This is a genomic window from Klebsiella sp. HC6 (assembly GCF_022605325.1).
Classification (GTDB): Bacteria; Pseudomonadota; Gammaproteobacteria; order Enterobacterales; family Enterobacteriaceae; genus Klebsiella; species Klebsiella terrigena.
The window spans coordinates 3,934,051-3,958,567 of record NZ_CP093276.1; the positions used below are offsets into that span (position 1 = coordinate 3,934,051).

Genomic DNA, 24,517 nt, shown 5'->3' on the forward strand with positions numbered 1-24,517 from the left:
ATCAGCACCTCCGCGCATTACGCAGGCAACGACTGCGCAGCCGGGCAATAAACCATAATTCGTTTGCTGTGGCGGTCATTCCCAGAATGTTTGTGTACACCGTCGCAGCGCGCCGCCAGAGTTTTTTATCTTCCAGCTGCTTCGCCAGAACCACGCCCGACTTCACCTGCTGAACATCACCGGTTTCTGCGCGCGGGGCTAATACAGGCAGCACCACTTCCGGTACTTCCACACCCGGCTTTACCCAATACACGTACTGGGTTCCGTTGTGGAAACGGATCAATTTGCCAGCCTCGGTCAGTTTCCGAAGAATTGCGCCGGCGGTGCTGGACTGTAAATCCAACGCTTCGCACACGTCCTGCAGGACGCAGTCAGGCGTAAGGTTGACAATGGCCAGCGCCATCTGTGACTTTGTTACTCGGTCTTTCTTTTTTTTGGTCATGGTCAAAACTCGCTTACTTAGTTAAACCTGCCGCTTTGCGGCGCTTATACTCTTCCATCAAAATTTGTGCCGGCGTTGGCCCTGGTGGATGCCGCGGTGCCTCGAGCTGCTGGCGTATCGGCGGCATGGTGAATCCGTTGGCAACATGTTTTGTCCACTTCGTCAGCAACTTCTCAGCCAGCTTTTTCAGCTCCCCCTCAGTCATCTGCCGTTCAACCCCAGTCCGACGCATCTCAACGCAAATGTGATAGAGCACGTCCTGTTTCCACGGATATTTGTCACTGCCCGCGTAGCGATACGACTCATTTCGCCAGCGTTTGTACTCGGCCATAACGGTTTCTGAGGTCAGGCTGAACGGGTTGGCTCCGCTCTCTGAAACCAGCGCGACAAACTCAGCCAGATCCGGCGGCCAGGTGTTCCCCATAGCGCAGCGCTCCATGCACTGGCGGCAAACCAGAGTGATCTGGGCATCACTCATCGACCCAATCTGAGCTATCCACATATCCGAAGGCGCCGCCCCGTTCTTCTGGGTCCAGCGGTTCGAAAATATCTCCCCCATGACCGTCCAGAGCCTCCATGCCGTGTCCGCCGCCAGTAAGTCCGTTTTCCTGCTCCCAGCGCTCTCTGGCTGCCTGAATTTCCTGGACTGCCCGGGATGCGGTGTTAACTGGTTGAAGTCCTGCATTGCCGGTACCTCCGGTTGGTGGTTGTGAATTGGATTTAGCTCTGGCGGTCACCACGCTACGGGCGAATTTTTGTTCCCACTGAGTCTGAGTGAACACCTTGCGTTCCGATTCCCAGTAGGCCGAAAATTCAGCCAGCTCTGTTGGCAGGTAAGCCGGCTCAGGGAGAGCGATCCCCCAGGTGGTAGCCAGCCGCGGCCAGTCCAGAGATGGCAGCCAGTTCTTGTGCATCGTGAATTTACCGATGGGGATATCCAGCCCCTCCAGGTATTTCGGTTCCTGAACGGCTGGAATTGCTTGCCCGCGTAGAGAGGGGTTTTCTTTTAGATCTGTATCTATATCTGGATCTTTATTAGTTGGGTTGCCGCTGGCTTCCTGTTCCAACGGGTTATCAACGCCCGTTGAACGGTCGTTACCATCCCGTTTCTCCTCCGTTGATTTTTTGCCTTTTCTGGCTCTTGCTGAGGCTTTCCCGGCATCAGATTTCTGTCGCTGTGAGGAGCGAACCATCTCCAGGTCTCGTTCAATGCGGTCGTGCACCCACTCGGTGCCGTTATCGTTAAAAAACTCTTTCAACGAGGGTTCAACGGACGACCAACGGTCGTTACTTAGCCGTGCTATTTTCGATAACCGACTTTTAGGGATAGACCTCCCCGTTTGCCAGTAATTGAACATCAGCAGCAGATACGCGCCGTGCTCCTCGGTAGACAAATGCATGGTGTCCGCCAGGTAATCAGCAATGTAAAGTTGCATGTAGGGCAGCGCTGCCATGGTTACTCCTGGTGCCCGAAACTAACGGGCATATAGTTATTGGTCACAACTCGATTAAAAACACTGTGGCGCTACGGCGCTGATGCTCGCCAGTAGTGGTCCCGCCACGTCTGCGGGTAGCAGATTAAATAGAGATATCGCTGCATTGCAGATCTGACGTTCCAGTTTTTGCAGCGGAACGCCGATAAGCTTTGCGTGGTGCGCCTCGCTGCATTCTTTTATCGCGCTGGCCACCAGCTCGACTTCAGTGAATCCACGTTTAAGGTGATATTTGCGTGCGATCTCTATCGGCATCGCATCAGCAATGGCCGGCGCCAGCTGCATCACGTAACTGGTGTACTTTTCCGATCCACTCTCATTTTTCAGGTAACGGTAAAGGTTCTGTTTGTTGACGCTGATCCCTCTCCCGTTCTGTTTTTCCCACTGTTCTGCCACCAGCTGCGCGATGATTTCCTGTGCGCGCCCGGGTAAAGTTGATTCCCATTCCTGAATGGCAGCGAAAATAGTTCTGCACTTCATGCTGTCCCGGCGCCTCGGCGAATACTGATTTTCAGATTTCAGTTGAACAGCTACCGGCGAAGTATGATTTCCTACGGTGATAGGCTGCATGATTAGCTTTCCTTGTGAGGTAACCCATCGGTAGGGTTTGGATACAGATCGGGACGTAGTTCATGCGGTGTGACTTGCCAATTAAGCGCGCGGCTAGCATTGATTACTTCCGTGCTGGCAACACCGTTTCGGAACCATGCAGAAACTGTTTGTGAATTTTTACCGAGCCGTCGAGCCAGCTCTGATTGGCTTCCGCAAGCGGCGATAATTTTTTGCTGTATGTTTTCGTTCATGACACCTCCCAAATTTGTTTTCACATAATTGACAATTAAATTTTCAGTGTCAAGAAAATTAACTAGTCACAACTGAAAAGAAACTTTGTATCCTTTGTCATTGGTATGATTGGGAACGGAATATGAACTTCGAAGACAGGCTGCAACAGGCACTTGATGAGGCGGGGATCTCACAATCAGAGCTGGCCAGACGCGTAGGAGTTAACTCGCAGTCAGTTAGCGGGTGGTGTAACTCAGGAATTATTCCTCGTAAAGAAAAGCTAGCCCTTCTCCCTGAGGCGCTTGGGCGTCCCCTTTACTGGTTCTTCATGTCAGAAGATGAAGAAAAAGCAGTTGAAGCCGCCACCGCTAGCAAAACCGTTTTGAATGACAAACAAAGTCGTCTTTTGGAAGTGTTCGATCAACTGCCAGAGGCAGAACAGGACAGATTTATTGACCTGGCAAGAATTCGCCTGGACGAGCTAGATAAATTCATGGAAGAGTATCTAAAACGAAGAAGAGTTGATCCTAATCCTCAATAACCAAAATCCCCTATAAAAGGCCGCTTCGAGCGGCTTTTTTTTCGCCTTTTTCTAGCACCTACCACACAATAAAAAACTCATTGATATTTTTATTATCAGTTTTTCATTGACTGCTGATAATTTTATTTGTAGCCTGTTTAAAGCACGAGGAGTCATCGAGGCAGGACGCCCACGAAGTAGCTGCCGGCGGCATACGAAACACCGGATGAGATGGCATCAATCATTGCGCAGCAGGTTTCACGTTCGGTTAGCCGCCTTAAGGCCAGATGAAAAAGATTAATCAGCAGGCTTTGCAATGCGGTGAATGCGGCTATGCGCACGCGGCTCAGTTAAAGCAGTACCGCCTTGTTTCCCTGGTGGGGTGGAAAAGAAGCTGCCGGCAGTAGTTGTTAACTGGCTACCGTCACCGGGAGGCACCCGGCGCCGCATTGCAAAGCCTGATTAATGGTTAGTCAGCACGCAACGTTAGCCGCGTTAAGGCTGGAGCTGAAATGAGTAAAAACGGCATTCGCTCTATGGTCATTTCGGTAGGTATCGGGCTCATCTTTTGGGCTTCAGTTTCAAAACCAATTACGGAGTTTGTCACATGGTTGATTTCGCTCGTGTAGCAACAGGCCGCCAGGCAGTACGCCTTAACTGGATCACCGCAAGAATTCGCCAGCTCTGCTACTTCCTCGCGCAGAAAGGGGATCCTGAGGTAAACGCATGAGCACCCTGTTTGCCTTAGTTATCAGCGTCTGCGCGCTGACCGGCGAATGCTCAGATGTTCTGATCGGGGTTTATGACACGGAAAAGATTTGCACGGATGCTGCAACAGAACAGCACGTTAACGGCCATTGCTTGCCCTACAAGCAGGCGTTCGCCGCGGCTGACGACCAACAGCCTGCAGTAAGTTTTTAAATCGAGTTTTAACCAATGGCTACACCAGCCTAATGCCCGGTGCACAGGGCATTGTGATGGTAATACCGCCATCATAACCAAACAGGAGACGAGGCCTGTTCTGGTTAAATTGGAAAAGTTGTCTTTGCCCGCCATGCGGCGGGCCCTTTTTCCGGAGGTTTTATGTCAGCTAACGATCTGGCATTGAAATACAGCAATACGCCGGCCATAGAACGTATCGGCAAACTCCCCCATGACGAAGTCATCGAGACTCTTAAGGAAGAAGTCGAGGACGAGGTTTGTGGAGAACTATATCAGGAGCATGAAATTGAGTTGCAGGCGTTGGAACAGCAGCTTGACGAAGCAACAGATGAAGCGCGGGAATTTGAAGAGATAGTCGAGGATTTTGCCACCGCAATAAAGCTTGCTATTACCTTGCCATGGGCGCAGGCGTTACCTCATCTTGAAAAAGTGCTTAATGACAACCCGGGATACGGCCGGGAGCCACCAGCAGCCTCATAAAGCACAAAACCCGCGCAAGGCGGGTTAAGTACCCGGTCAGCCGACCAAAGCTTTCCGGAATCGAGTTTTGACCAATGACCACCACCAAGGCGGCTGCCATCAGCTGCCGGGTATCTTACAATCCAATGGAGCCCAAACGCAATGAGCAACTATGCGTACCTCATCAAAGCTAAAGCAAAATCAGCTGACGCTAAAAGCCTGTTTTGCTGGTTCTCGGCAAAATCCGACTCACGCGCCGACCGTGAAATACTGAATATTCTCGAAGACGCCGGTATCTCAGTTGGCCGCGGTGCTGACCACCAGCTGCCGATCCGCACTAACTGGTTTATCGTTGACGATCTGCCAGAAGAAAACGTACTGGATGATACCTGGTGCGACCGCTACGAACTCGGCGGACAAGATGGGATCTCCTGGGGAAAAATTGTCACACCAGAACCTGATGAACCTGATGAAGGGCTGACTCCGGAAGACGATGCAGGCGATGCAGGCGATGCAGGCGATGCAGGCGATGCAGGCGATGCAGGCGATGCAGGCGATGCAGGCGATGCAGGCGATGCAGGCGATGAAAATGCAGTATATCCACTCGCGACAATGCCTTTCCGCACTCAGTTACTGGCCCAATTCGTAGCCGTTGACCGTCATACCTACCACATCAGCATTCCGGAACGTAACCGGCTGTCAATTCTGGAAATGGATGTCGATAACCATGCGGTTCAGGATCTGATTCTGGCGGCGGAGAACGTGCCGGACATCAAATCATACGATATGCCGGGGCTTTGGAAATTTACCAGCGCGATGAAGTCTGTATTCCCTGCAGAAAAGCGCCATGAGCTGGGCAAGCAGGTCCAGTTTGCAAAATTATGGTTTCAGACGTCTCATCTTGACCGCGGCATCCTCACAAAAGAATGGTCCAGCGGCAATTTCATCACAACGGTTAATCGTACTCCATCAGGAGCAAACGCCGGCGGCGGTAATAAAACTGATCGACTAACCGAGTTAACGGTTTTGGGGCTGGAATATGAAATAGCCCTCGGGCTCATTGCGCGCGACAAAGAGTTTGATATCTACAATGTCCCGATGGAAATAGATATTCAGGCTAATTCCATTATGAACAAGTTTGATAACAAAGAGTTTCTGGCAACCCGCGAATTATTTATGTCCATACCTGGTGGGCGAAATTACTCACGCGCCTGCAATATCGCAACGGTGAAAACCACGCCTGTGGGTCTGTGGGAAGATCGCGTTGCTCACCGGGAGCATATTAACCACGTAATGACAGAAACGGACCACGCGCACCCAGACGAGCTGATCGTGGATATTGCCTGCGGACGGTCCTCTATGCCTATGCCTACAAACATAGCCAAAATTTCTGACCTCCGAAAAGCAGAAACCGCGGCTGATGAGACGGCAGCTGTAAAAACGAAAAAGAAAACATACGAAGAACTGCGTGAAGACCTTGATGAAGCGAGAAAAAATATCCCTCCCAAAAATATCCCTGTCCCGGAGACCACCAGCAATGTGCAGATGGAAGAAACTGGCGGTGATGAAGCCGCGGATCATGATGAAATGTCAGAGGGCAAAGCGGCAGCTGAGCATGCTGCGTGCGACGCTGAGCCTGGTGGCGCGTCAGCTGCCGTAAATATTGAATCCGGTCATCACAATGGTGGTGAAGAATTACCCACTGAATATGTTCACATTATGGTGGATATAGAAACCATGGGTAAAAAATCAAATGCTCCTATCGTCTCCATTGGCGCCGTTTTATTTGACCCGGCTACAGGGATTCTCGGCGAAACATTTTACAAAGTTGTCAGCCTGGAATCTGCGGTTTCATGGGGTGCTGAGATCGACCCCTCAACAGTTATATGGTGGTTAAAACAATCCTCTGAGGCGCGTTCGGCCATAGCCAATGATGATGCCATAAAGCTGGATGATGCCCTGCTCATGTTCACTGACTTCATCCTGGAGAACGTCACGGGCGGCCGTAAAAAAGCGCAGGTGTGGGGTAATGGCGCCACATTCGATAACACCATTTTGCGTTCGTCATTTGATCTCGCCTGCCTCGATTGCCCCTGGGACTACTGGAATGACCGCGACGTCAGAACGATGGTTGAGCTCGGCAAATCCATTGGCTTCAATCCAAAAACCGCGATCCCGTTCGAAGGTGAACGGCATAACGCGCTGGCGGATGCACAGCACCAGGCCAAGTACATTTCTGCTATCTGGCAGCGCCTGATTAAAAACTGATTTTTCGTTTTCAGAGATAACCCCACCAGCCGGTTAATTTTAACTGGCTGGCTATCTGAGGTGATAGCCATGCAAACACTAACACTGTCACCGGCGGAAATTGAAGAAATCACTGGCTACAGACGATACACGGAACAGCAGCGGCAACTTCGCTGCCATGGCATCCCATTCACGACGGATGGACGAAACAGGCCTATTGTACTGCGTAGATATCTGGAACCGAGCATTACTGAATTACCAAAGGTTGATGAGTATGTTGCAACGGAACCAAATTTCGACGCCATTTATGGGACGACCACGAAAAAATCCAGCGGACGCGCAGCTGCCGCCCAGGGTTACCAAAAATAAATATAGCTATGTGTGGAAACCCAAGGGGACAAAAATAAGCGTAACCCTTGGGAAAATTAGAGATACAACCATGTCCGCACTCTGGCGGAAATACGAAGAGGAAAAAGCCAAACGCCACGACGTTATGACATTCGCTAAATTATGGGGAATGTTTCTGGAAAGTCCGACCTTTACCGAATTGGCGCAACGGACACAGAAAGACTATCAGCAGCATGAAAGGAGGTTATTACCGGTTTTTGGAAAGGTAAAAGCAGACGATATAAAGATCGAACAGGTTCGTATCTATATGGACCGCCGCGGGTTAAGCAGCAAGAACCAGGCTAATCAGGAGGTATCAAGTATGTCTCGGGTATATGGTTGGGGGTTCGAGCGGGGATATGTGAAAGGGAATCCATGTAAAGGCATCCGAAAATTTACGCTCGTAGACAGAGACGTATATATTACCGATGAGGATTATCTGGCAATTTATCAACATGCTCGCACAGAGATTCAGGTGGCAATGGAGATCTCATATCTGTGTGCAGCACGAGAAGGCGATGTGTTTGATTTAAAGATATCTGACCTGATGGAACCCGGGATTTTCATTGAACAGAATAAAACAGGGAAAAAGCAGATTAAAGAATGGTCCCCTCGCCTGCGCGATGCGATCGAAATGGCACGGGTCCATTTAGTTGGTCGGTCAGCTGCAGGTTACGTTATCCCAAGCCCATCAGGTGGCAGGCTAAACCGAAAAACGTTCAATACCTGGTGGAATGACGCAAAGCGAGAAGCAGGGTTAAAGTTGGGCCGAAAGATCTCCGGTACCTTTCACGACATCAAGGCTAAAGCGATTTCAGACTTTGAAGGGAGCAGCAAAGATAAGCAGTTATTTAGTGGGCACAAGACAGAACTGCAGGTGGCGACATACGACAGAAAGGTGAAAATTTCTCCGACTCTCAACGTTCCCCCGCTGCAGAAAGATGAGTGATCAGGAGTGCCAAAAGCGGGAAATATACCAAGCGAATATACCAACACTATACCAAGAGCCCAAAGCAACAAGGGGCTACCTTTCGGTAACCCCTTGTTTTATTTGGCGGAAGCGTAGAGATTCGAACTCTAGAACCCTTTCGGGTCGCCGGTTTTCAAGACCGGTGCCTTCAACCGCTCGGCCACGCTTCCGGTATGGGGCGCACTATAAACACCTCTGTTCAGGCTGTAAAGCACGATTTTGTTCAACTGCCTTAAAAACAAACAAAACTGTGTTATTCGTCTGAAAATCAGGCGGTTTGCGCAGAATTTCAGCGCCAGCCGCCCTCCCGGCGCTAATGTTTTTTGATGTACATATCGCGAGTAAAGTAATACCCCAGCTTATCCGGCGTAAATCCACCTACCCACGGCTTCACCAGATGCGTACGGACATAGTGGTAAACCGGGACTGCCGGGACATCTTTGCCCAACAGATCCTCTGCCTGCTGATAAAACTTGCCGCGGGTGGTCACGTCCGGCGCTTTGGCCGCATTACGCAACGCTTCATCATACGCAGGGTTGCTGTACTGGCTGGTGTTTTCACTATCGCCGGTGCGGAAGTTATTGAGGAAGGTGGCAGCATCGTCGTAATCGGCAATCCACGCGTAGCGTACCGCATCAAAATTATGCGTATGCATGGTGTCGAGCATCGTTTTCCACTCCTGGTTTTGTAGCTTCGCCTCAACGCCGAGGTTTTTCTTCCACATCGAACTGGCGGCAATGGCCACACGCTGATGCGATTCAGAAGTGTTGTAGAGCAAATTAAACACCAGCGGATGGCTGTCATTATAACCGGCTTCGCTCAGCAGCTTTTTAGCCTCGGCAATACGCTTGTCGCGCGGCCAGCTGGCATAGTCCGGGTTATGCAGCTTTACGCCGCCAATATCAGGCTGGCTGATTAACCATGCCGGACGCTGCCCCTGCCCCAGGACCTTCTCCGCGATGATGTCTTTATCCAGAGCCATATTCAGCGCCAGCCGCACTCGCGGATCGTTAAACGGCGGCTTAGTGGTATTGAACTCGTAATAGTAAGTCGCCAGCTGCGGGGAGACGTCCAGCTGATCGCCCATGGTTTTTTTCAACTGCGCGAACTGGTTAATCGGCACCGTATAAACGATATCAATTTCTCCCGCCTTATAGCGGTTAACGTCTGCCGCCTCGGAGCTAATGGGTAAATAGGTCACTTTATTGATGACGGTGTCGGCATTATCCCAATAGCGCGGATTGCGCTCGGCCACAATGCGCTCGTTCACCACCCACTGGGACAGCTTATAGGCACCGCTGGTCACCATATGCTCCGGTTTGGTCCACTTCTCGCCGAAGCGATTGACCAGCACTTTATCAACCGGCACCAGAGACGGGTGCGCCAGCATCGGCAGGAACGCCGCGTTAGGCTGGCTTAAGGTGACTTCCAGCGTGGCATCATCGATAGCCTTCACGCCCAGCGTATCGGGCGTTTTTTTACCCTGTGCGATATCCTGAGCATTCACAATATGCATATTTCCCGGATAGCTGGCATAGGGTGATGCCGTCGCCGGGGAAACCAGCCGCTGCCAGCTCCAGACAATATCCGGCGCGGTAATCGCGGTCCCGTCTGACCACGTGACGCCCGGACGCAGGTGGAACGTCCAGACGGTGTTATCTTTGTTCTCCCATTTCTCCGCCAGACGAGGCTGAATCTCGCCTCCCGGAGAGACGCTGACCAGCCCTTCGAAGAGATCGCTGATGATGTTGAATTCAACGTCACTTTCGACTTTATGCGGATCCAGCGATGAGGGCTCGCTGCCGTTATTTCTGACCAGCTCCTGCTTCTCTGCCAGCGCGGTGCCGGCCGGGATCTGTGCAGCGAGAGTCGGCGCCGCTGCGGCGAGTAAACCCACCATCAGTAGCGCCTGCGTGATGTCGTTATATTTTTGTAATTTCATATCCCTTGCCTTTGTAGTGCTTCGTTTGTACCCTCTCCACACTTAGCCATAGAATCGCCATAACGCAATATTTTTCAGTGACCTATCAGATTCCGATCTGGTTCCTGACGCCAAACGCACAAACGCGCCGCCTTATCGTCAGTTATCAGAATAATATGCTGGTCATAAGCGCTGAGGTCTAAGTAAAGATGGGTAAAAGCACTATGGCTTCTGGCGTGGTTTTTTTATGCTTCGTTATTAATAACATCTGTCATAAGAGAGTGACTCATGGATCGTATAATTACGTCGTCGCGTGACCGTTCATCGCTGCTCAGCACGCACAAAGTTCTGCGGAACACCTATTTCCTGCTCAGCCTGACGCTGGCATTTTCTGCCATTACGGCAACGGCAAGCACGGTCCTGATGCTGCCGTCTCCCGGGCTAATTCTGACCCTGGTCGGCATGTACGGGCTGATGTTCCTGACCTATAAGCTGGCCGACAAGCCATCGGGCATCCTCGCGGCCTTCGCCTTTACCGGCTTCCTGGGCTATATCCTTGGGCCGATGCTTAACGCCTATCTGTCGGCGGGTATGGGAGACTTGATCGGCCTGGCGCTGGGCGGTACGGCGCTGGTGTTCTTCTGCTGCTCGGCCTATGTGCTCACGACCCGCAAAGATATGTCTTTCCTTGGCGGAATGCTGATGGCAGGCGTAGTGGTGGTGCTGATCGGTATGGTGGCGAATATCTTCCTGCAGCTGCCGGCTCTGCATCTGGCAATCAGCGCGGTGTTTATTCTGATTTCATCCGGCGCCATCCTGTTTGAAACCAGCAACATCATCCGCGGCGGTGAAACCAACTATATCCGCGCCACCGTGAGCCTGTACGTGTCGCTGTACAACATCTTTGTCAGCCTGCTCAGCATTCTGGGCTTCGCCAGCAAAGACTAATCTCTCTCGCGTTCTTCTCGGGCCCTGCTTATGCGGGGCCTTTTTTTTTGCTAAACTGCCGCCAGTTTTAGCGGTATGTGAAGAATTATGTTTATCTTTGAAGGCAATGAAATTGAGACCGATAGCGAAGGCTATCTGAAGGATACCACCCTCTGGAGCGAAGCCCTGGCAACCGCCATCGCCGAGCGGGAAGGTATTGTTCTGTCGACTGAACACTGGGAGGTCGTGCGTTTTGTCCGCGACTTTTATCTGGAGTTCAACACCTCGCCGGCCATTCGGATGCTGGTGAAGGCGATGGCAAATAAGTTCGGCGAGGAGAAAGGCAACAGCCGCTATCTCTACCGCCTGTTCCCCAAAGGCCCCGCCAAACAGGCAACGAAAATTGCCGGGCTGCCCAAACCGGTGAAATGCATCTAGTACAGAATAGAGAACTTTTGCCACTCTCTGGTGGGTTGATGGGGCTCGGTGTGCACCCGGTCGACCCGCGCGCTGCGGGGCCCGCCCTCCTTCAGCCAGCTCACCAGCGCCGCTACCTGCTCCGCCTCGCCGCAGGCCAGCACCTCTACGCTGCCGTCATCAAGATTGCGCGCGTAGCCTGTCAGCCCTAAGCGTAGCGCCTCCCGCTGCGTCGTGTAGCGAAAGCCAACTCCCTGAACTGAACCGTATACCCATGCCATCGTGCAGAGCGTCGCCATGATTGATCTCCTTTGTTGCCAATAACTCTATGCTGAGAATAGCAAATTCTGGCTAGCGTACGTGCTTCGGCAACAGGCCATAGTGCTGACGAAAGCGCGCCGTGAAGCGCGAGCCGGACTGATAGCCGCTGTTGAGGGCGATTTCACCTATCGGTAACGAGGTCGATTGTAGCTGGCCGAGGGCATAGGCCATACGCACCTCCTCAACAATCTGGCGAAAACTTTGATCTTCCTGCTGCAGGCGACGGCGCAGCGTCGATTCCCCAAGAAACAGCATCTTCGCCACCCGCGGGACGCTCCAGGCCTGCGCGGGCGACAGCATGATAATTTGCCGCACCTGGCCGCTCAGATTCTGCTGTCGCTCATTGAGCAGCGGCCCGGCGTAGCCCGCCTGATGCAGCGCCAGCAATAGTCCCATCGCCTGATGATGCTGCAGCTCCGCCGACAGCCCGCTGCGCACCGCCTGCAGGACGTTTTGCCACATAAACAGCAGGTCCGGGGTCGCTGGTGCGCACAGGGAGGTGAGTCGCCCGGGCTGCGGCTCGCTCATATAGCGGGCTTTAAAATCCGCCAGCAGGTCCGGCGTCAGAGAGAGCAGATCGGAGCAAAACAGCCCGTTATCCGGCTGATTAATTACCTCGAGCTCAAGATCGGCGGGCAGAATAATCAGCTGCTGCGGCGTAGCCAGCATCTGGCTAACGCCCTGAACGATAATCTTGCTGCCGCGATTGACCCGACACAGGGCGGGGGTAAATAGCGTCACGCGATGCAGTTTATACAGGCGCCTGGAGGTAATTTCCGCCGCGGTTAAGGCGTTATGGCGAAAGTTTATATTCTGCATCTGGCCATCCTTACGGGGTTAGCGCCCTGCCCTTGCCGTCAGCTGCGCGCTGGCGATAGCGTGGCTATGCAACATAAATCCGACCAGCGCACCGCTGGCCTGGGCATCAATGGGTAATGTCGGCGTATCAAGCGCCCACACGGTAAAGCGGTAGCGGTGAGGCTTATCGCCGGCGGGCGGACAGGCGCCGCCAAATCCGGCATAGCCAAAATCATTGCGTCCCTGAACCGCTCCGTCCGGCAGTTTAGCGCTGTTTTTATCTCCGGCACCAGCGGCTAAGCTCGTCACGCTGCTGCTGATATTCACCACCGTCCAGTGCCACCAGCCGCTGCCGGTTGGTGCATCCGGATCGTAGGCGGTGACGGCAAAGCTGCGGGTCCCCGACGGCGCGTTTTTCCAGGCCAGCTGCGGCGAGACGTTGCCGCCGGTGCAGCCAAAACCGCTGAACCAATGTACCTGAGCGAGGCTGCCTTCATCCCGCATATCGCCGCTGGTGACCTGAAACTGCGCCGCTGCCGCGCTGCCGCTTATCGCTAACATCAAAACCGCTGCTAAGCCGGATCCTGTTTTCATTGCATTTTCCTCCATTGGGTTGAGGAAAACACTGTAAGATCCGCGGGTGATTTTTATTGTGCCAAAGTGCCTGTGTTTTGTGCCGAAACGCTCACCTGCTGGCGCAGCGGGCATGGTGCTTGCGGCGGCCACATGTGCTAACCTACGCGCCATTTTTCGGTGCCGACATTCCCGTTGCTAAAGGTAGCCCCATGACAGATTCCATTTTCCCCCGCTTAGTGTTGACCAAAGGACGCGAGAAATCCCTGCTGCGTCGCCACCCCTGGATTTTCTCCGGCGCCGTCGCCCGTATGGAAGGTAAAGCCCGTTCCGGCGAAACTATCGATATCGTTGATTCGCAGGGGAAATGGCTTGCTCGCGGCGCGTTCTCTCCGTCGTCGCAGATCCGCGCTCGCGTCTGGAGTTTTGACCGCAGCGAGGAGATCGATATTGCCTTTTTCGAACGCCGTCTGCAGCAGGCGCAAACCTGGCGCGAATGGCTGGCAGAGCGCGATGGCCTCGACAGCTATCGTCTGATTGCCGGCGAGTCCGACGGGCTTCCGGGCGTGACTATCGACCGCTTCGGCAATTTTTTTGTTCTGCAGCTGCTTAGCGCTGGCGCAGAATATCAGCGCGCCTCCATCGTTAGCGCGCTACAAACGCTGTTCCCGACCTGCTCCATCTACGATCGCAGCGATGTCGCGGTACGTAAAAAAGAGGGTTTGGATCTGGCGCAGGGCCTGGTTACCGGCGAAATGCCGCCTGCGCTGCTGCCCATCACCGAGCACGGAATGCAGCTGCTGGTGGATATTCAGGGCGGCCACAAAACCGGCTACTATCTCGATCAGCGCGATAGCCGCCTGGCGACCCGCCGCTATGTTACCGACAAACGCGTCCTCAACTGCTTCTCCTATACCGGCGGTTTCGCCGTTTCTGCCCTGATGGGCGGCTGCAGCCAGGTGATCAGCGTCGACACCTCTCAGGAGGCGCTGGACGTGGCGAAGCAGAATATCGAACTGAACCAGCTCGATCTCTCCAAAGCTGAATTTGTCCGCGATGACGTCTTTAAGCTGCTGCGTAAGTATCGTGACCAGGATGAAAAATTTGATGTGATCGTGATGGATCCGCCGAAGTTTGTTGAGAACAAAAGCCAGCTGATGGGCGCCTGCCGCGGCTATAAAGATATCAACATGCTGGCTATCCAGCTGCTCAATCCCGGCGGGATCCTGCTGACCTTCTCCTGCTCGGGTCTGATGGCTACCGATTTATTTCAGAAAATCATCGCCGATGCCGCAATTGACGCCGGACGTGATGTACAATTTATAGAACAGTTCCGCCAGGCTGCCGACCATCCCGTGATCGCAACCTACCCGGAAGGTCTGTATCTGAAAGGGTTTGCCTGCCGCATCATGTAACTTGAAAAGCGCAACGTTGCCCGCATATAGCAGGTAATAACGTTTCCCAGGAGGTGCCTATGATTGCCAGCAAATTCGGTATCGGCCAGCAGGTTCGCCATACTCTGTTAGGCTTCCTCGGCGTGGTCGTTGATATCGATCCAGAATATTCGCTTGCAGAACCGGCGGAGGATGAAATTGCGGCCAACGACGAGCTGCGGGCGTTGCCCTGGTATCATGTGGTGATGGAAGATGAGGATGGTCAGCCCGTTCATACCTATCTTGCCGAAGCGCAGCTCAGCAGCGAGCCCAGCGATGAGCATCCTGAGCAGCCGTCAATGGATGAGCTGGCAAGGACCATTCGCCAGCAGCTTCAGGCGCCTCGACTGCGCAACTAGCAGAAAAAACCCCGCAACGGCGGGGTTTTTTATTTACTTAGCCAGACCTAATCTCGGGATTTCAATCGCCGGACAGCGATCCATCACCACGTTTAGCCCTGCCTCTCGTGCCAGAACAGCCGCCTGCTCGTTAATCACGCCTAGCTGCAGCCACAGCGTTTTCGCACCGATGGCAATGGCCTCCTGAGCAACGCCCAGCGCCGCATCGGAGTTGCGAAAGACGTCGACCATATCCACTTTTTCCGCAACATCTGCCAGCGTTGCGTAACCCTGTTGCCCCATGAGGGTTTTACCCGCCACCTTCGGCGAAACAGGGATCACGTGATACCCCTGCTCCAGCAGATACTTCATCACCCGGTAGCTTGGGCGGTCCGGTTTGTCACTGGCTCCCACCAGCGCAATCGTCCGGGTTGAGGTCAGAATGCCTGCGATATCGTTCTCTTTCATTTTATCCTCCCGCTATTTAGCCCAAGTGTAAGCTAATCCGGGCTAACCGGCCATCTGCCCTGACTCGCGGCTACGTCAAAATTTTTCACCCTGATGCTTGCAGCAGCAGTCACTTCCAGTAATCTGTCTGCAGGCTAAAATGTGGAATGAAATTATGGAACTGACGACACGTACGCTACCCGCGCGCAAACATATCGCTCTGGTTGCTCACGATCACTGTAAAGATATGCTGATGAAGTGGGTTGCTCGCCACCAGGCGCTGCTGGCTCAACACGAACTCTACGCAACGGGTACAACCGGAAACCTTATCTCCAGGGCAACCGGGCTTGAAGTGAACGCGATGCTCAGCGGCCCGATGGGCGGCGACCAGCAGGTCGGCGCGCTGATTGCAGAGGGGAAAATTGATGTGCTGATTTTCTTCTGGGATCCGCTAAACGCCGTGCCTCACGACCCGGACGTTAAGGCGCTGCTGCGTCTGGCGACGGTATGGAATATTCCCGTTGCGACCAATGCCTCAACCGCCGACTTTATTATCCTGTCGCCGCACTTTGGCGAGCCTCTCGATATTCTGATCCCGGATTATCAGCGTTACCTGGCGGAACGCCTTAAGTAGTCCCTGCTGGCGGCCAGGCCGCCAGCCGTTAAGGTTTTCTTGCTACCGGTACATCCAGCGCTTCCAGCATCTCCACAAACGCAGACGGCCGCTCTTTGTTGAACAGCAGCCAAACGCGAAGACGCGCACGCGTGACGGCAACGTACAGCAAGCGCCGCTCTTCTGCATCGGGAAAATCCTCCGGCTGCGGCAGCAGCGCCTCTTCCATGATCGACTCTCGCGCCGGAGCCGGGAACGCATCATCGCCATCCTGAAGCCCAAGGACAATCACGTAATCTGCCTGCTGCCCTTTGCTGGCATGGATCGTCATAAAATCGAGCTGCAGATTCGGCCATCGCGTAGCGGCCTTCTCCAGCTCGGCGGGTTTCAGATGATGGTAGCGCGCCAATAGCAGGATCCGCTGGTCTGGTTTCACGTAGCCGCTCAGCTTATCGAGCAAATCATCAAGCTTATCGTCCGCCAGCAGCGTCACGGCCTTTTTATCCCCGGCGGTCAGGCTGTTGAGCGGCTTGCTCAGCTGGTGTGGGTTCTGTTGAATAAAACCGTTCGCCACTTCGCCAATGCGGCCATTAAATCGGTACGTGGTATCCAGCGCGCAGCAGTCCCCTTCGCCAAAATAGTGATTGAACGCGGTAGTCAGCGAAAGCTGGGCGCCGCTGAAGCGATAGATTGCCTGCCAGTCGTCGCCGACCGCAAATAGCGTGGCCTGGGTATTCTGCCGGCGCAGCGCGGCCAGCAGCGAAGCCCGCTGCGGTGAAATATCCTGAAATTCATCGACCAGAATATGCTTCCACGGGCTGACAAAACGGCCTTTATCAAGAATATTGATGGCCTGATGGATCAGGCCGGAGAAATCGACCGCATTTTCCTCTTTCAGCGCCGTTTTCCACGCTTTCAACAGCGGCGCCATTAATTTTACGCGCTTAGCAAAAAGCTCGCGTATATCCTCCGGCGCGCCGGCGATCATCTCCGCCTGTGAACCGCCGTGCATACGCATCAGGCTGACCCAGCGATCGAGACGGCTCGCCATTCGCCGCTCTATTTTTTTGTCCTGCCAGAAATCGGTTTCCGGAACCTGCCAGCCCATCTCTTCTTCCAGCCACTGTCGCCAACCTTTGGCGTGAGCTTTTTTCTCCCGGCACTGCTGCTGCCAGTTTTTCAGCAGCAGCGCCTGGCGCGCCGGACCGTCGCTCTCAAGCCGACTAATAGACGGTACTTTTTTACTGCCCTGCTGGATGATATGCAGGGCCAGGGAGTGAAACGTCCGCGCCGAAATATCTTCGGAGCCCAACCGCTCGCGAATGCGCTCATCCATCTCCTGCGCCGCCTGACGACCAAACGCCAGCAGCAGGATCTGCTCCGCCGCCGCTTCACCTCTGGTCAGCAGCCATCCGGCACGGGCAACCAGCACCGAGGTCTTGCCGCTGCCGGCCCCGGCAAGCACCAGCAGAGAGCGCTCGCCGTTCACTACCGCTCGCGCCTGCGCCGGGTTAAGCGGTGACGACTCCACGCCCGCAAAAAATGCGCCGTACTGCTCGAGCATCGAGGCCGTGAAAGCCTGATTGTGGGCCAGCCGGGCCACCTCGGTATCACCCAGCCAGCTTTGACATTGACGCCACAGCTCGCGGCAGTTGTCGAAAGCGTCAAGCCGGCTGGTCGGTATCGGCAGTCCGGTGAGCGCCCGCCGAATTTTTCCCTGCACCTCACTGACCTGCTGACGGGTCAGCCACTTGCCCTCTGCGCTGGAGCGGGCGATCTCAGCCAGCTGCTGGCTCAGCACCTCGGCGGCAATGGCGCTCATGTCCGCGCTCCACTGCTGCCAGAGCGTATTCAGATGATGAAAGAAACGCTGAGTTTCATTCCATTCGGTACCATGCAAACGCACGACCTTGCCATCCGGCAGCACGAACTCAAGCTCGCCCCAGACCAGCCCACGCCGACAATGAACTGACAATAACTGATTGAAAGGTATAAGATACTCGTGGCTATCGCCGGAAACTTTTACCCCGGCGTTAAGCAGCTGCACCCTATCATAGGGATGCTGCGCCATGCGTTTGCCCAATGTTGTCGCTTTAAGTTCCATATCATGCCGAATTTCAATCAGGTTGGATGTTTTTAAGTTTAACCGCCAGTGACCGGGTGCTCCAGCGTAAAAAACGTTACAATGGCCGGGTCTTATTATCCACAGGAGTGAACGGAGGGTTTATGCGTACCATTCTGAATATTTTGAACTTTATTCTCGGCGGTTTCGCCACTACGCTGGGCTGGCTGCTGGCGACGCTGGTCAGCATCATTCTGATCTTCACGCTGCCGCTGACCCGCTCATGCTGGGAAATTACCCGACTCTCTCTTTTACCCTATGGGAATGAAGCCATTCACGTCGATGAGCTCGAGCCGCAGGGCAAAAATAGCCTGCTGAACGCAGGCGGTACCGTGCTGAATATTCTATGGTTTATTTTCTTCGGCTGGTGGCTGTGCCTGATGCATATCTTTAGCGGTATCGCCCAGTGCCTGACCATTATCGGTATCCCGGTGGGCATTGCTAACTTTAAAATTGCCGCTATTGCGCTGTGGCCCGTGGGACGCAGGGTTGTTTCCGTCGAAACCGCCCGCGCCGCGCGTGAAGCGAATGCGCGCCGTCGCTTCCAGTAATCGGACGGAATACTGACATGCTTAGCCCCCTGCTACGCCGTTATACATGGAACAGCGCCTGGCTCTATAACGCCAGGATTTTCATCGCGCTTTGCGGCACAACCGCCGTTCCATGGTGGCTTGGCGAAGTAAAACTAACGATTCCATTAACGCTCGGGGTCGTTGCCGCCGCGTTAACCGATCTCGACGACCGCCTGACCGGGCGGTTACGCAATCTGGCCATCACCCTGGTGTGCTTTTTTATCGCATCGGCTTCGGTGGAGCTGCTCTTTCCCTGGCCGTGGCTATTTGCTATCGGTTTAACCCTCTCGACCACCGGGTTTATTTTGCTCGGCGGTCTGGGGCAGCGTTACGCCACTATTGCCTTCGGCGCTCTGCTGATCGCTATCTACACCATGCTGGGGGTCACGCTCTACGATCGCTGGTATCTGCAGCCGTTATTTTTGCTGACCGGTGCCGTTTGGTACAACCTGCTGACGCTGGCCGGACATATAATTTTCCCGATTCGCCCGCTTCAGGACAACCTTGCGCGCAGCTATGAGCTACTGGCGCGCTATCTGGATCTTAAATCACGCATGTTTGACCCGGATATTGAAGACGAAAGTCAGGCGCCACTCTACGATCTGGCAATCGCCAATGGCCAGCTGGTTACGACGCTTAACCAGACAAAAACGTCGCTGCTCACCCGCCTGCGCGGCGACCGCGGGCAGCGAGGTACCCGACGGACGCTGCAGTATTACTTCGTTGCCCAGGATATCCACGAACGCGCCAGCTCATCGCATATCCAGTACCAAACGCTCCGCGACCGTTTTCGCTACAGTGACATCATGTTCCGCTTTCAGCGCATGCTATCGATGCAGGCTCAGGCGTGTCAGAAGTTATCCCGTGCTATTTTGCTGCGCGAACCCTACCAGCACGATGCGCATTTCGAGCGCGCATTTATGCATCTTGACGCCGCACTCGACCGCGTACGGGCCAGCGGAGAGCCGTTAGAGCAGGTCAAAGCGCTGGGCTTCCTGCTGAATAACCTGAGAGCCATTGACGCTCAGCTCGCAACCATCGAGTCCGCTCAGGTTGCCGCACCCGCGCACGGGACCACGGAAAATTTACTCGCAGAGGACCGTCTTAGCGGCTTCAGCGATATCTGGCTGCGCTTACGCCGCAACCTGTCCCCGGAATCGGCCCTTTTTCGCCACGCGGTGAGGATGTCGCTGGTACTGTGCGCAGGCTACGCGTTTATCCAGCTAACCGGGCTAAATCACGGCTACTGGATACTGCTGACCAGCCTGTTTGTTTGTCAGCCAAACTATAACGCCACCCGTCACCGCCTGGCCCTGAGGATTATTGGCACCCTGGTGGGGGTGGCTATTGGTCTACCGATACTGCTGCTGGTACCCTCGGTCGAAGGCCAGCTGCTGCTGATCGTCCTTACCGGCGTCCTGTTCTTTGCCTTTCGCAACGTACAATATGCCCATGCCACAATGTTTATTACCCTACTGGTTCTGCTCTGCTTTAATCTGCTGGGGGAAGGCTTTGAAGTCGCTCTGCCGCGCATCTTCGATACCCTCATCGGCTGTGCGATCGCCTGGGCTGCGGTCAGCTTTATTTGGCCGGACTGGAAATTCCGTAACCTGCCGCGGGTTCTGGATCAGGCCATAAACGCCAACTGCCGATACCTCGACGCCATTCTTGAACAGTATCACCAGGGGCGCGATAACCGCCTGGCGTATCGGGTTGCGCGACGGGATGCCCATAGCCGGGACGGTGAGCTGGCTTCAGTAGTATCAAATTTATCAACGGAGCCCCGGGCTAATGTCGATATTCGTGAAACGGCCTTCCGCTTGCTCTGCCTGAATCATACCTTTACCAGCTACATTTCAGCGCTGGGGGCGCACCGGGAGAAGCTGACCACGCCGGAGACGTTGGCGCTGCTGGATGACGCCGTCTGCTACGTAGATGATGCACTCCATCATTCACCGGCCGACGAACAGCGGGTACAGCAGGCACTCATCCGCCTGCAAACCCGGATCCAACACCTCGAACCTCGCGCCGATAGCAAAGAGCCGCTGGTGCTCCAGCAAATCGGTCTGCTATTAGCGCTATTACCGGAAATCTGCCGCCTGCAGCAGCAGGTGGCAGTTCGGTCAGAGTAAATCGCGACCAGCCTTACCGCTGGTTAAGAGCCCACTCCTGCAGCTCCTGACGCCGTGCCGTCGGGAGCGCAGCGGCGTGAACGCCGGTAATCGCCCCTTCCAGTGAATAGAGAATATTCAGCGTCACGGCCTTATTCGACTCTCGCAGCTTTAGCCACGCACGCTGTGCGCCAATATGACGCAGCGCCTGCTGATCTATTACTCCCGAGTTAATTAATAGTAGCTCCATATGAAAACTAATATTTGGCAGATCTTTCAACCTGCCGGAATAACGCTGCTGGTTCTTTTCCTTTTGCGCCGCCTGCAATGAAAGCGACGATAGTTTGAAAAGCATTTTACTGTCACACCAAAGCGTTTCATTTATTTGATAATATTTAAGCAAAATTGGCCGCCCGTTTTTTCGCATTTTTAAAAGCTGATTTTCATGAGCCACGCAATATGCGGCGCCCTGCTCACAAATCTTAAGATAGATCTCCCCCTCTGCAACCATCGCAAATACGGTGTTGTCTATTGCCAGGCTATAGCCACCAAACAAAGGACGGCAGATTATTTTTCCTAATGGCGACAAGCACTTCTGAAATTTATGAAACCGTAGGGATGATATTTTTTTCATGATTATTCCTTGGTTAATCATGCGAATACTGAGTCATTTAGTTAACGGATCCGTTAGTTCAGAAAATAAGTGAGTTCCTTTATTGCAGCAAGATGATTTTAACGTTCGGCTCAATCAACTCACCATTTTGCGAGGTGCTTTCAAGAAATTACGCCTGCGTGAAACCTGATGTATTAAAGATAAAATATAAACGGAGCATTAATTAATAGTGGCACAAATAGTTTGTGCTCAAGGAGAGCGACTCTAAACCTGGAGCTTCAAAAAAATGTGCGACCAGACTCGCACGGCTTGCTGCTTATTGCGCAAAAATTTATGCCACGGCTTGAGCCTGACGAGAGCAGGTCGTGGTGGGCATGGCCGACAACGTCGAACAAATTTCGAGCGACGACACGATAAATGAGGTTGATCTTTTCACCGCCCGGATATACTGTATATGCATACAGTAACCACAGGCGGAAATAGACAATGCTTACTTCAGCTTACGCAAATCGTTCATCACTGACTTCTGCTTCAGTACGTCGCCAATCCCATGACGCCGTCGAACAACCAGCCAGCGGGCTGATTAGTGAGATTGTCTACCGTGAAGATCAGCCGATGATGACGCAGCTGCTGCTGCTTCCTTTATTACAGCAGCTGGGTCAGCAATCCCGCTGGCAGCTCTGGCTCACGCCAAAACAGAAGCTGAGCCGCGAGTGGGTGCAATCCTCCGGCCTGCCGCTGTCGAAAGTCATGCAGATAAACCAGCTCTCCCCTTACAACACGGTAGAGTCAATGATTCGCGCCCTGCGTACGGGTAACTATAGCGTGGTAATCGGCTGGCTGGCTGATGAGCTGACGGCCGAAGAACATGAACGGCTGGTTAGTGCCGCGGAAGAAGGTCATGCAATGGGGTTCATCATGAGGCCTGTAGGAAATACGAGCCAGCATGGGAGACAACTGAGCGGGCTAAAAATTCACTCTAATTTGTATCACTAAGGTAAATTAGGATTAATCCTAGAATTATTTTTGCGCAGTCCAAAGGCATACTTCTGTGAGGGTTGTTTTTGTGCGGATGCCTGTCTGATGCGGTCTCGCAGGTTTCTCCGGTGAACGAAAACCAACCATATTTGTTAAATATTGTGTATACAACCCTTTTTTTTCATATGCCTGACGGAGTTCACACTTGTAAGTTTCGAACTAAGTTGTAGACTTTACATCGCCAGGGGTGATCGGCTTACGCTGCATGTATCAGCATAGTTAACAACAAGTCACGCCCCGGGTGAAGGATCTAACCGTGAGGTCTTTTGTACCTTCATGGCGAATTTTGGATGATAATGAGGCGCAGAAAATGAAAAAGACAGCTATCGCGATTGCAGTGGCACTGGCTGGCTTCGCTACCGTAGCGCAGGCCGCACCGAAAGATAACACCTGGTATGCAGGTGGTAAACTGGGCTGGTCCCAGTATCACGATACCGGTTTCTACGGTAACGGTTTCCAGGGCAACAATGGCCCAACCCACAACAGCCAGCTCGGTGCTGGTGCGTTCGGTGGCTACCAGGTTAACCCGTACCTTGGTTTTGAAATGGGTTACGACTGGCTGGGCCGCGTAGCATATAAAGGCAGCGTTGATAACGGTGCTTTCAAAGCTCAGGGCGTTCAGCTGACTGCTAAACTGGGTTACCCGATCACTGACGATCTGGACATCTACACCCGTCTGGGTGGTATGGTCTGGCGTGCAGATGCTGACGGCAACTACGGTTCTACCGGTACTTCCCGCAGCGAACACGACACTGGCGTATCCCCGGTATTTGCTGGTGGTATCGAGTGGGCAATGACTCGCGACATCGCTACCCGTCTGGAATACCAGTGGGTTAACAACATCGGTGATGCAGGTACCGTTGGCGCACGTCCTGATAACGGCATGCTGAGCGTAGGTGTTTCCTACCGTTTCGGTCAGGAAGAAGCAGCTCCGGTTGTAGCTCCTGCTCCGGCTCCGGCTCCGGAAGTGACTACCAAGCACTTCACTCTGAAGTCTGACGTACTGTTCAACTTCAACAAATCTACTCTGAAACCGGAAGGCCAGCAGGCTCTGGATCAGCTGTACACCCAGCTGAGCAACATGGATCCGAAAGACGGTTCCGCAGTTGTTCTGGGCTACACTGACCGCATCGGTTCTGACGCTTACAACCAGCAGCTGTCTGAGAAACGTGCTCAGTCCGTTGTTGATTACCTGGTATCTAAAGGTATCCCGGCTGGTAAAATCTCCGCTCGCGGTATGGGCGAATCCAACCCAGTTACTGGCAACACCTGTGACAACGTGAAAGCTCGCGCTGCACTGATCGATTGCCTGGGTCCGGATCGTCGCGTAGAGATCGAAGTTAAAGGTTACAAAGAAGTAGTAGCTCAGCCGCAGGCTTAAGTTTTACTACCGATAAAAAACCCCGCTGATGCGGGGTTTTTTTTGTCTCAAATTTAGCGTCAATGCGAAAAACGCTCGCGCATCGCGCTATCAGCTTTGCGGGCTACTCTTTACCCAGCAATACCTGCAGGTCGTGCTTCAGGCTGGACATCTTGCTGGCATACTTCTCTTTATGCTCAGCGTCCTCAATCAGCTGTACGATAGTTTCCGACAGCGTTTTTCCCCGTCGCTGCGCCAGACCCGCGAGACGCTGCCAAACCACAAACTCCAGGTCGATAGACTTTTTACGCGTATGCTGATGCTCAGCGTTAAAATGACGCTTGCGACGCGCGCGGATAGTCTGCTTCATCCGGTTCATTAGCTCCGGATTAATATGCTGATCAATCCAGGTGTTCACCAGAACCGGTTCATTTTCGAGCGTCAGCAAGACATCGACCGCGGCTTGCGCTGCGCTGGCTTCAATATAGCGGGTAATCAGCTCACCTTCCCGGTGCTTTTTAACCAGGTATTTCCATTTCCAGCCGCTTTCAAGATTTTCCAGTTGTTGATATTTCATTGCGATCTCAATGTGACCGTGTAACTCACTTCAGGATATCAGTTTTTTCTCGATGTGCTGAGAATAAATCATCATTCGTGATATGCGTTGCGT

28 protein-coding genes and 1 tRNA gene are annotated in these 24,517 nt (G+C 53.4%); 15 read left to right on the plus strand and 14 right to left on the minus strand.

The genetic code is table 11. The annotated features are described in order from the left end of the window. Position 1: 1 nt before the first annotated feature. From MMW58_RS19070 to MMW58_RS19090, 5 genes are read right to left on the minus strand one after another with little or no spacing between them, the layout of a single operon-like run. Positions 2–442 (minus strand): PerC family transcriptional regulator, encoded by a 441-nt coding sequence (locus MMW58_RS19070; protein WP_241721878.1) that lies wholly within the window; start codon positions 440–442, stop codon positions 2–4. 13 nt (positions 443–455) lie between these two features. After that, positions 456–1,001: a replication protein P gene (locus tag MMW58_RS19075; RefSeq protein WP_241721879.1), complete on the minus strand. Its 546-nt coding sequence runs from the start codon at positions 999–1,001 to the stop codon at positions 456–458. After that, positions 913–1,896 (minus strand): DUF1376 domain-containing protein, encoded by a 984-nt coding sequence (locus MMW58_RS19080; protein WP_241721880.1) that lies wholly within the window; start codon positions 1,894–1,896, stop codon positions 913–915. The genes MMW58_RS19075 and MMW58_RS19080 overlap by 89 nt, the downstream gene beginning before the upstream one ends. 54 nt (positions 1,897–1,950) lie before the next feature. Continuing rightward, on the minus strand, positions 1,951–2,505 hold the full coding sequence (locus MMW58_RS19085) for a toxin YdaT family protein (protein WP_241721881.1): 555 nt from the start codon (positions 2,503–2,505) through the stop codon (positions 1,951–1,953). Positions 2,506–2,507: 2 nt separating this feature from the next. Continuing rightward, positions 2,508–2,738 (minus strand): transcriptional regulator, encoded by a 231-nt coding sequence (locus MMW58_RS19090; protein ID WP_237372685.1) that lies wholly within the window; start codon positions 2,736–2,738, stop codon positions 2,508–2,510. Between the two features lie 122 nt (positions 2,739–2,860). Here MMW58_RS19090 and MMW58_RS19095 point away from each other — a divergent pair, with 122 nt between their 5' ends. The 6 genes from MMW58_RS19095 to MMW58_RS19120 all read left to right on the plus strand — a co-directional run bounded on the left by MMW58_RS19095 (position 2,861) and on the right by MMW58_RS19120 (position 8,222). Then, on the plus strand, positions 2,861–3,259 hold the full coding sequence (locus MMW58_RS19095) for a helix-turn-helix domain-containing protein (RefSeq protein WP_241721882.1): 399 nt from the start codon (positions 2,861–2,863) through the stop codon (positions 3,257–3,259). Positions 3,260–3,964: 705 nt separating this feature from the next. Continuing rightward, positions 3,965–4,159, plus strand: a complete 195-nt coding sequence (locus MMW58_RS19100) for a DUF1482 family protein (RefSeq protein WP_241721883.1) — start codon at positions 3,965–3,967, stop codon at positions 4,157–4,159. 162 nt (positions 4,160–4,321) lie between these two features. Next, positions 4,322–4,660 carry a hypothetical protein gene (locus MMW58_RS19105; protein WP_241721884.1) on the plus strand — a complete coding sequence of 113 codons (339 nt, stop codon included), beginning with the start codon at positions 4,322–4,324 and terminating at the stop codon, positions 4,658–4,660. Between the two features lie 141 nt (positions 4,661–4,801). Continuing rightward, positions 4,802–6,907 (plus strand): 3'-5' exonuclease, encoded by a 2,106-nt coding sequence (locus MMW58_RS19110; RefSeq protein ID WP_241721885.1) that lies wholly within the window; start codon positions 4,802–4,804, stop codon positions 6,905–6,907. 69 nt (positions 6,908–6,976) lie between these two features. Continuing rightward, entirely contained in the window at positions 6,977–7,255 is a 279-nt protein-coding gene (locus MMW58_RS19115) for a DUF4224 domain-containing protein (RefSeq protein ID WP_128878665.1), read from the plus strand. After that, positions 7,194–8,222: a tyrosine-type recombinase/integrase gene (locus MMW58_RS19120; RefSeq protein ID WP_241723755.1), complete on the plus strand. Its 1,029-nt coding sequence runs from the start codon at positions 7,194–7,196 to the stop codon at positions 8,220–8,222. Before MMW58_RS19115 ends, MMW58_RS19120 begins: the two co-directional genes overlap by 62 nt. 103 nt (positions 8,223–8,325) lie before the next feature. On the opposite strand, the gene MMW58_RS19125 is transcribed toward MMW58_RS19120, so the two are convergent. Then, positions 8,326–8,413 (minus strand) — tRNA-Ser (locus MMW58_RS19125). Positions 8,414–8,556: 143 nt separating this feature from the next. After that, positions 8,557–10,185 carry an ABC transporter substrate-binding protein gene (locus MMW58_RS19130; RefSeq protein ID WP_241721886.1) on the minus strand — a complete coding sequence of 543 codons (1,629 nt, stop codon included), beginning with the start codon at positions 10,183–10,185 and terminating at the stop codon, positions 8,557–8,559. Between the two features lie 267 nt (positions 10,186–10,452). Here MMW58_RS19130 and yccA point away from each other — a divergent pair, with 267 nt between their 5' ends. Beyond that, positions 10,453–11,112 carry an FtsH protease modulator YccA gene (gene yccA / locus MMW58_RS19135; RefSeq protein ID WP_041144843.1) on the plus strand — a complete coding sequence of 220 codons (660 nt, stop codon included), beginning with the start codon at positions 10,453–10,455 and terminating at the stop codon, positions 11,110–11,112. Between the two features lie 87 nt (positions 11,113–11,199). Beyond that, entirely contained in the window at positions 11,200–11,529 is a 330-nt protein-coding gene (tusE, locus tag MMW58_RS19140) for a sulfurtransferase TusE (protein WP_041144842.1), read from the plus strand. Here tusE and yccX read toward each other — a convergent pair. Genes yccX through MMW58_RS19155 form a run of 3 tightly spaced genes read right to left on the minus strand, consistent with a single transcriptional unit; the run spans position 11,526 to position 13,221 of the window. Further along, entirely contained in the window at positions 11,526–11,807 is a 282-nt protein-coding gene (yccX, locus tag MMW58_RS19145) for an acylphosphatase (protein ID WP_041144841.1), read from the minus strand. The genes tusE and yccX overlap by 4 nt on opposite strands. A gap of 52 nt (positions 11,808–11,859) precedes the next feature. Continuing rightward, entirely contained in the window at positions 11,860–12,648 is a 789-nt protein-coding gene (locus tag MMW58_RS19150) for a helix-turn-helix transcriptional regulator (RefSeq protein WP_123707220.1), read from the minus strand. An 18-nt stretch (positions 12,649–12,666) separates the two neighbouring features. Beyond that, positions 12,667–13,221, minus strand: a complete 555-nt coding sequence (locus tag MMW58_RS19155) for a YbhB/YbcL family Raf kinase inhibitor-like protein (protein ID WP_241721887.1) — start codon at positions 13,219–13,221, stop codon at positions 12,667–12,669. A 218-nt stretch (positions 13,222–13,439) separates the two neighbouring features. Between MMW58_RS19155 and rlmI the strand changes: the two genes are divergently transcribed. Together rlmI and hspQ are read left to right on the plus strand one after the other, a co-directional pair. Further along, a complete protein-coding gene (rlmI, locus tag MMW58_RS19160) occupies positions 13,440–14,615 on the plus strand; it encodes a 23S rRNA (cytosine(1962)-C(5))-methyltransferase RlmI (RefSeq protein ID WP_241723756.1) in 1,176 nt (391 codons plus the stop codon). A 59-nt stretch (positions 14,616–14,674) separates the two neighbouring features. After that, positions 14,675–14,992, plus strand: coding sequence for a heat shock protein HspQ (hspQ, locus tag MMW58_RS19165; RefSeq protein ID WP_041144837.1), 318 nt, complete (start codon positions 14,675–14,677; stop codon positions 14,990–14,992). A 33-nt stretch (positions 14,993–15,025) separates the two neighbouring features. Here hspQ and MMW58_RS19170 read toward each other — a convergent pair whose 3' ends face one another. Beyond that, on the minus strand, positions 15,026–15,439 hold the full coding sequence (locus MMW58_RS19170) for a CoA-binding protein (protein ID WP_123707216.1): 414 nt from the start codon (positions 15,437–15,439) through the stop codon (positions 15,026–15,028). Between the two features lie 154 nt (positions 15,440–15,593). Between MMW58_RS19170 and mgsA the strand changes: the two genes are divergently transcribed. Beyond that, positions 15,594–16,052, plus strand: a complete 459-nt coding sequence (gene mgsA, locus MMW58_RS19175) for a methylglyoxal synthase (RefSeq protein WP_041147568.1) — start codon at positions 15,594–15,596, stop codon at positions 16,050–16,052. A gap of 28 nt (positions 16,053–16,080) precedes the next feature. On the opposite strand, the gene helD is transcribed toward mgsA, so the two are convergent. Then, the gene (helD, locus tag MMW58_RS19180) at positions 16,081–18,135 is read right to left on the minus strand and encodes a DNA helicase IV (protein WP_241721888.1); all 2,055 of its coding nucleotides are present in this window, start codon (positions 18,133–18,135) and stop codon (positions 16,081–16,083) included. A gap of 122 nt (positions 18,136–18,257) precedes the next feature. Between helD and MMW58_RS19185 the strand changes: the two genes are divergently transcribed. Further along, positions 18,258–18,704 (plus strand): YccF domain-containing protein, encoded by a 447-nt coding sequence (locus MMW58_RS19185; protein WP_041144834.1) that lies wholly within the window; start codon positions 18,258–18,260, stop codon positions 18,702–18,704. A gap of 17 nt (positions 18,705–18,721) precedes the next feature. Beyond that, positions 18,722–20,857, plus strand: coding sequence for a YccS family putative transporter (yccS, locus tag MMW58_RS19190; RefSeq protein ID WP_133597124.1), 2,136 nt, complete (start codon positions 18,722–18,724; stop codon positions 20,855–20,857). Positions 20,858–20,870: 13 nt separating this feature from the next. Here yccS and MMW58_RS19195 read toward each other — a convergent pair whose 3' ends face one another. Then, positions 20,871–21,470 carry a TfoX/Sxy family DNA transformation protein gene (locus MMW58_RS19195; RefSeq protein WP_133597122.1) on the minus strand — a complete coding sequence of 200 codons (600 nt, stop codon included), beginning with the start codon at positions 21,468–21,470 and terminating at the stop codon, positions 20,871–20,873. 465 nt (positions 21,471–21,935) lie between these two features. Between MMW58_RS19195 and sulA the strand changes: the two genes are divergently transcribed. Next, the gene (gene sulA, locus MMW58_RS19200) at positions 21,936–22,445 is read left to right on the plus strand and encodes an SOS-induced cell division inhibitor SulA (RefSeq protein ID WP_133597120.1); all 510 of its coding nucleotides are present in this window, start codon (positions 21,936–21,938) and stop codon (positions 22,443–22,445) included. A 352-nt stretch (positions 22,446–22,797) separates the two neighbouring features. Further along, positions 22,798–23,868 carry a porin OmpA gene (gene ompA, locus MMW58_RS19205; protein WP_133597118.1) on the plus strand — a complete coding sequence of 357 codons (1,071 nt, stop codon included), beginning with the start codon at positions 22,798–22,800 and terminating at the stop codon, positions 23,866–23,868. A 103-nt stretch (positions 23,869–23,971) separates the two neighbouring features. Here the strand turns inward: ompA and matP are convergent, their stop codons facing one another. Then, positions 23,972–24,424 (minus strand): macrodomain Ter protein MatP, encoded by a 453-nt coding sequence (gene matP / locus MMW58_RS19210; protein ID WP_041144830.1) that lies wholly within the window; start codon positions 24,422–24,424, stop codon positions 23,972–23,974. Positions 24,425–24,517: the final 93 nt, after the last annotated feature.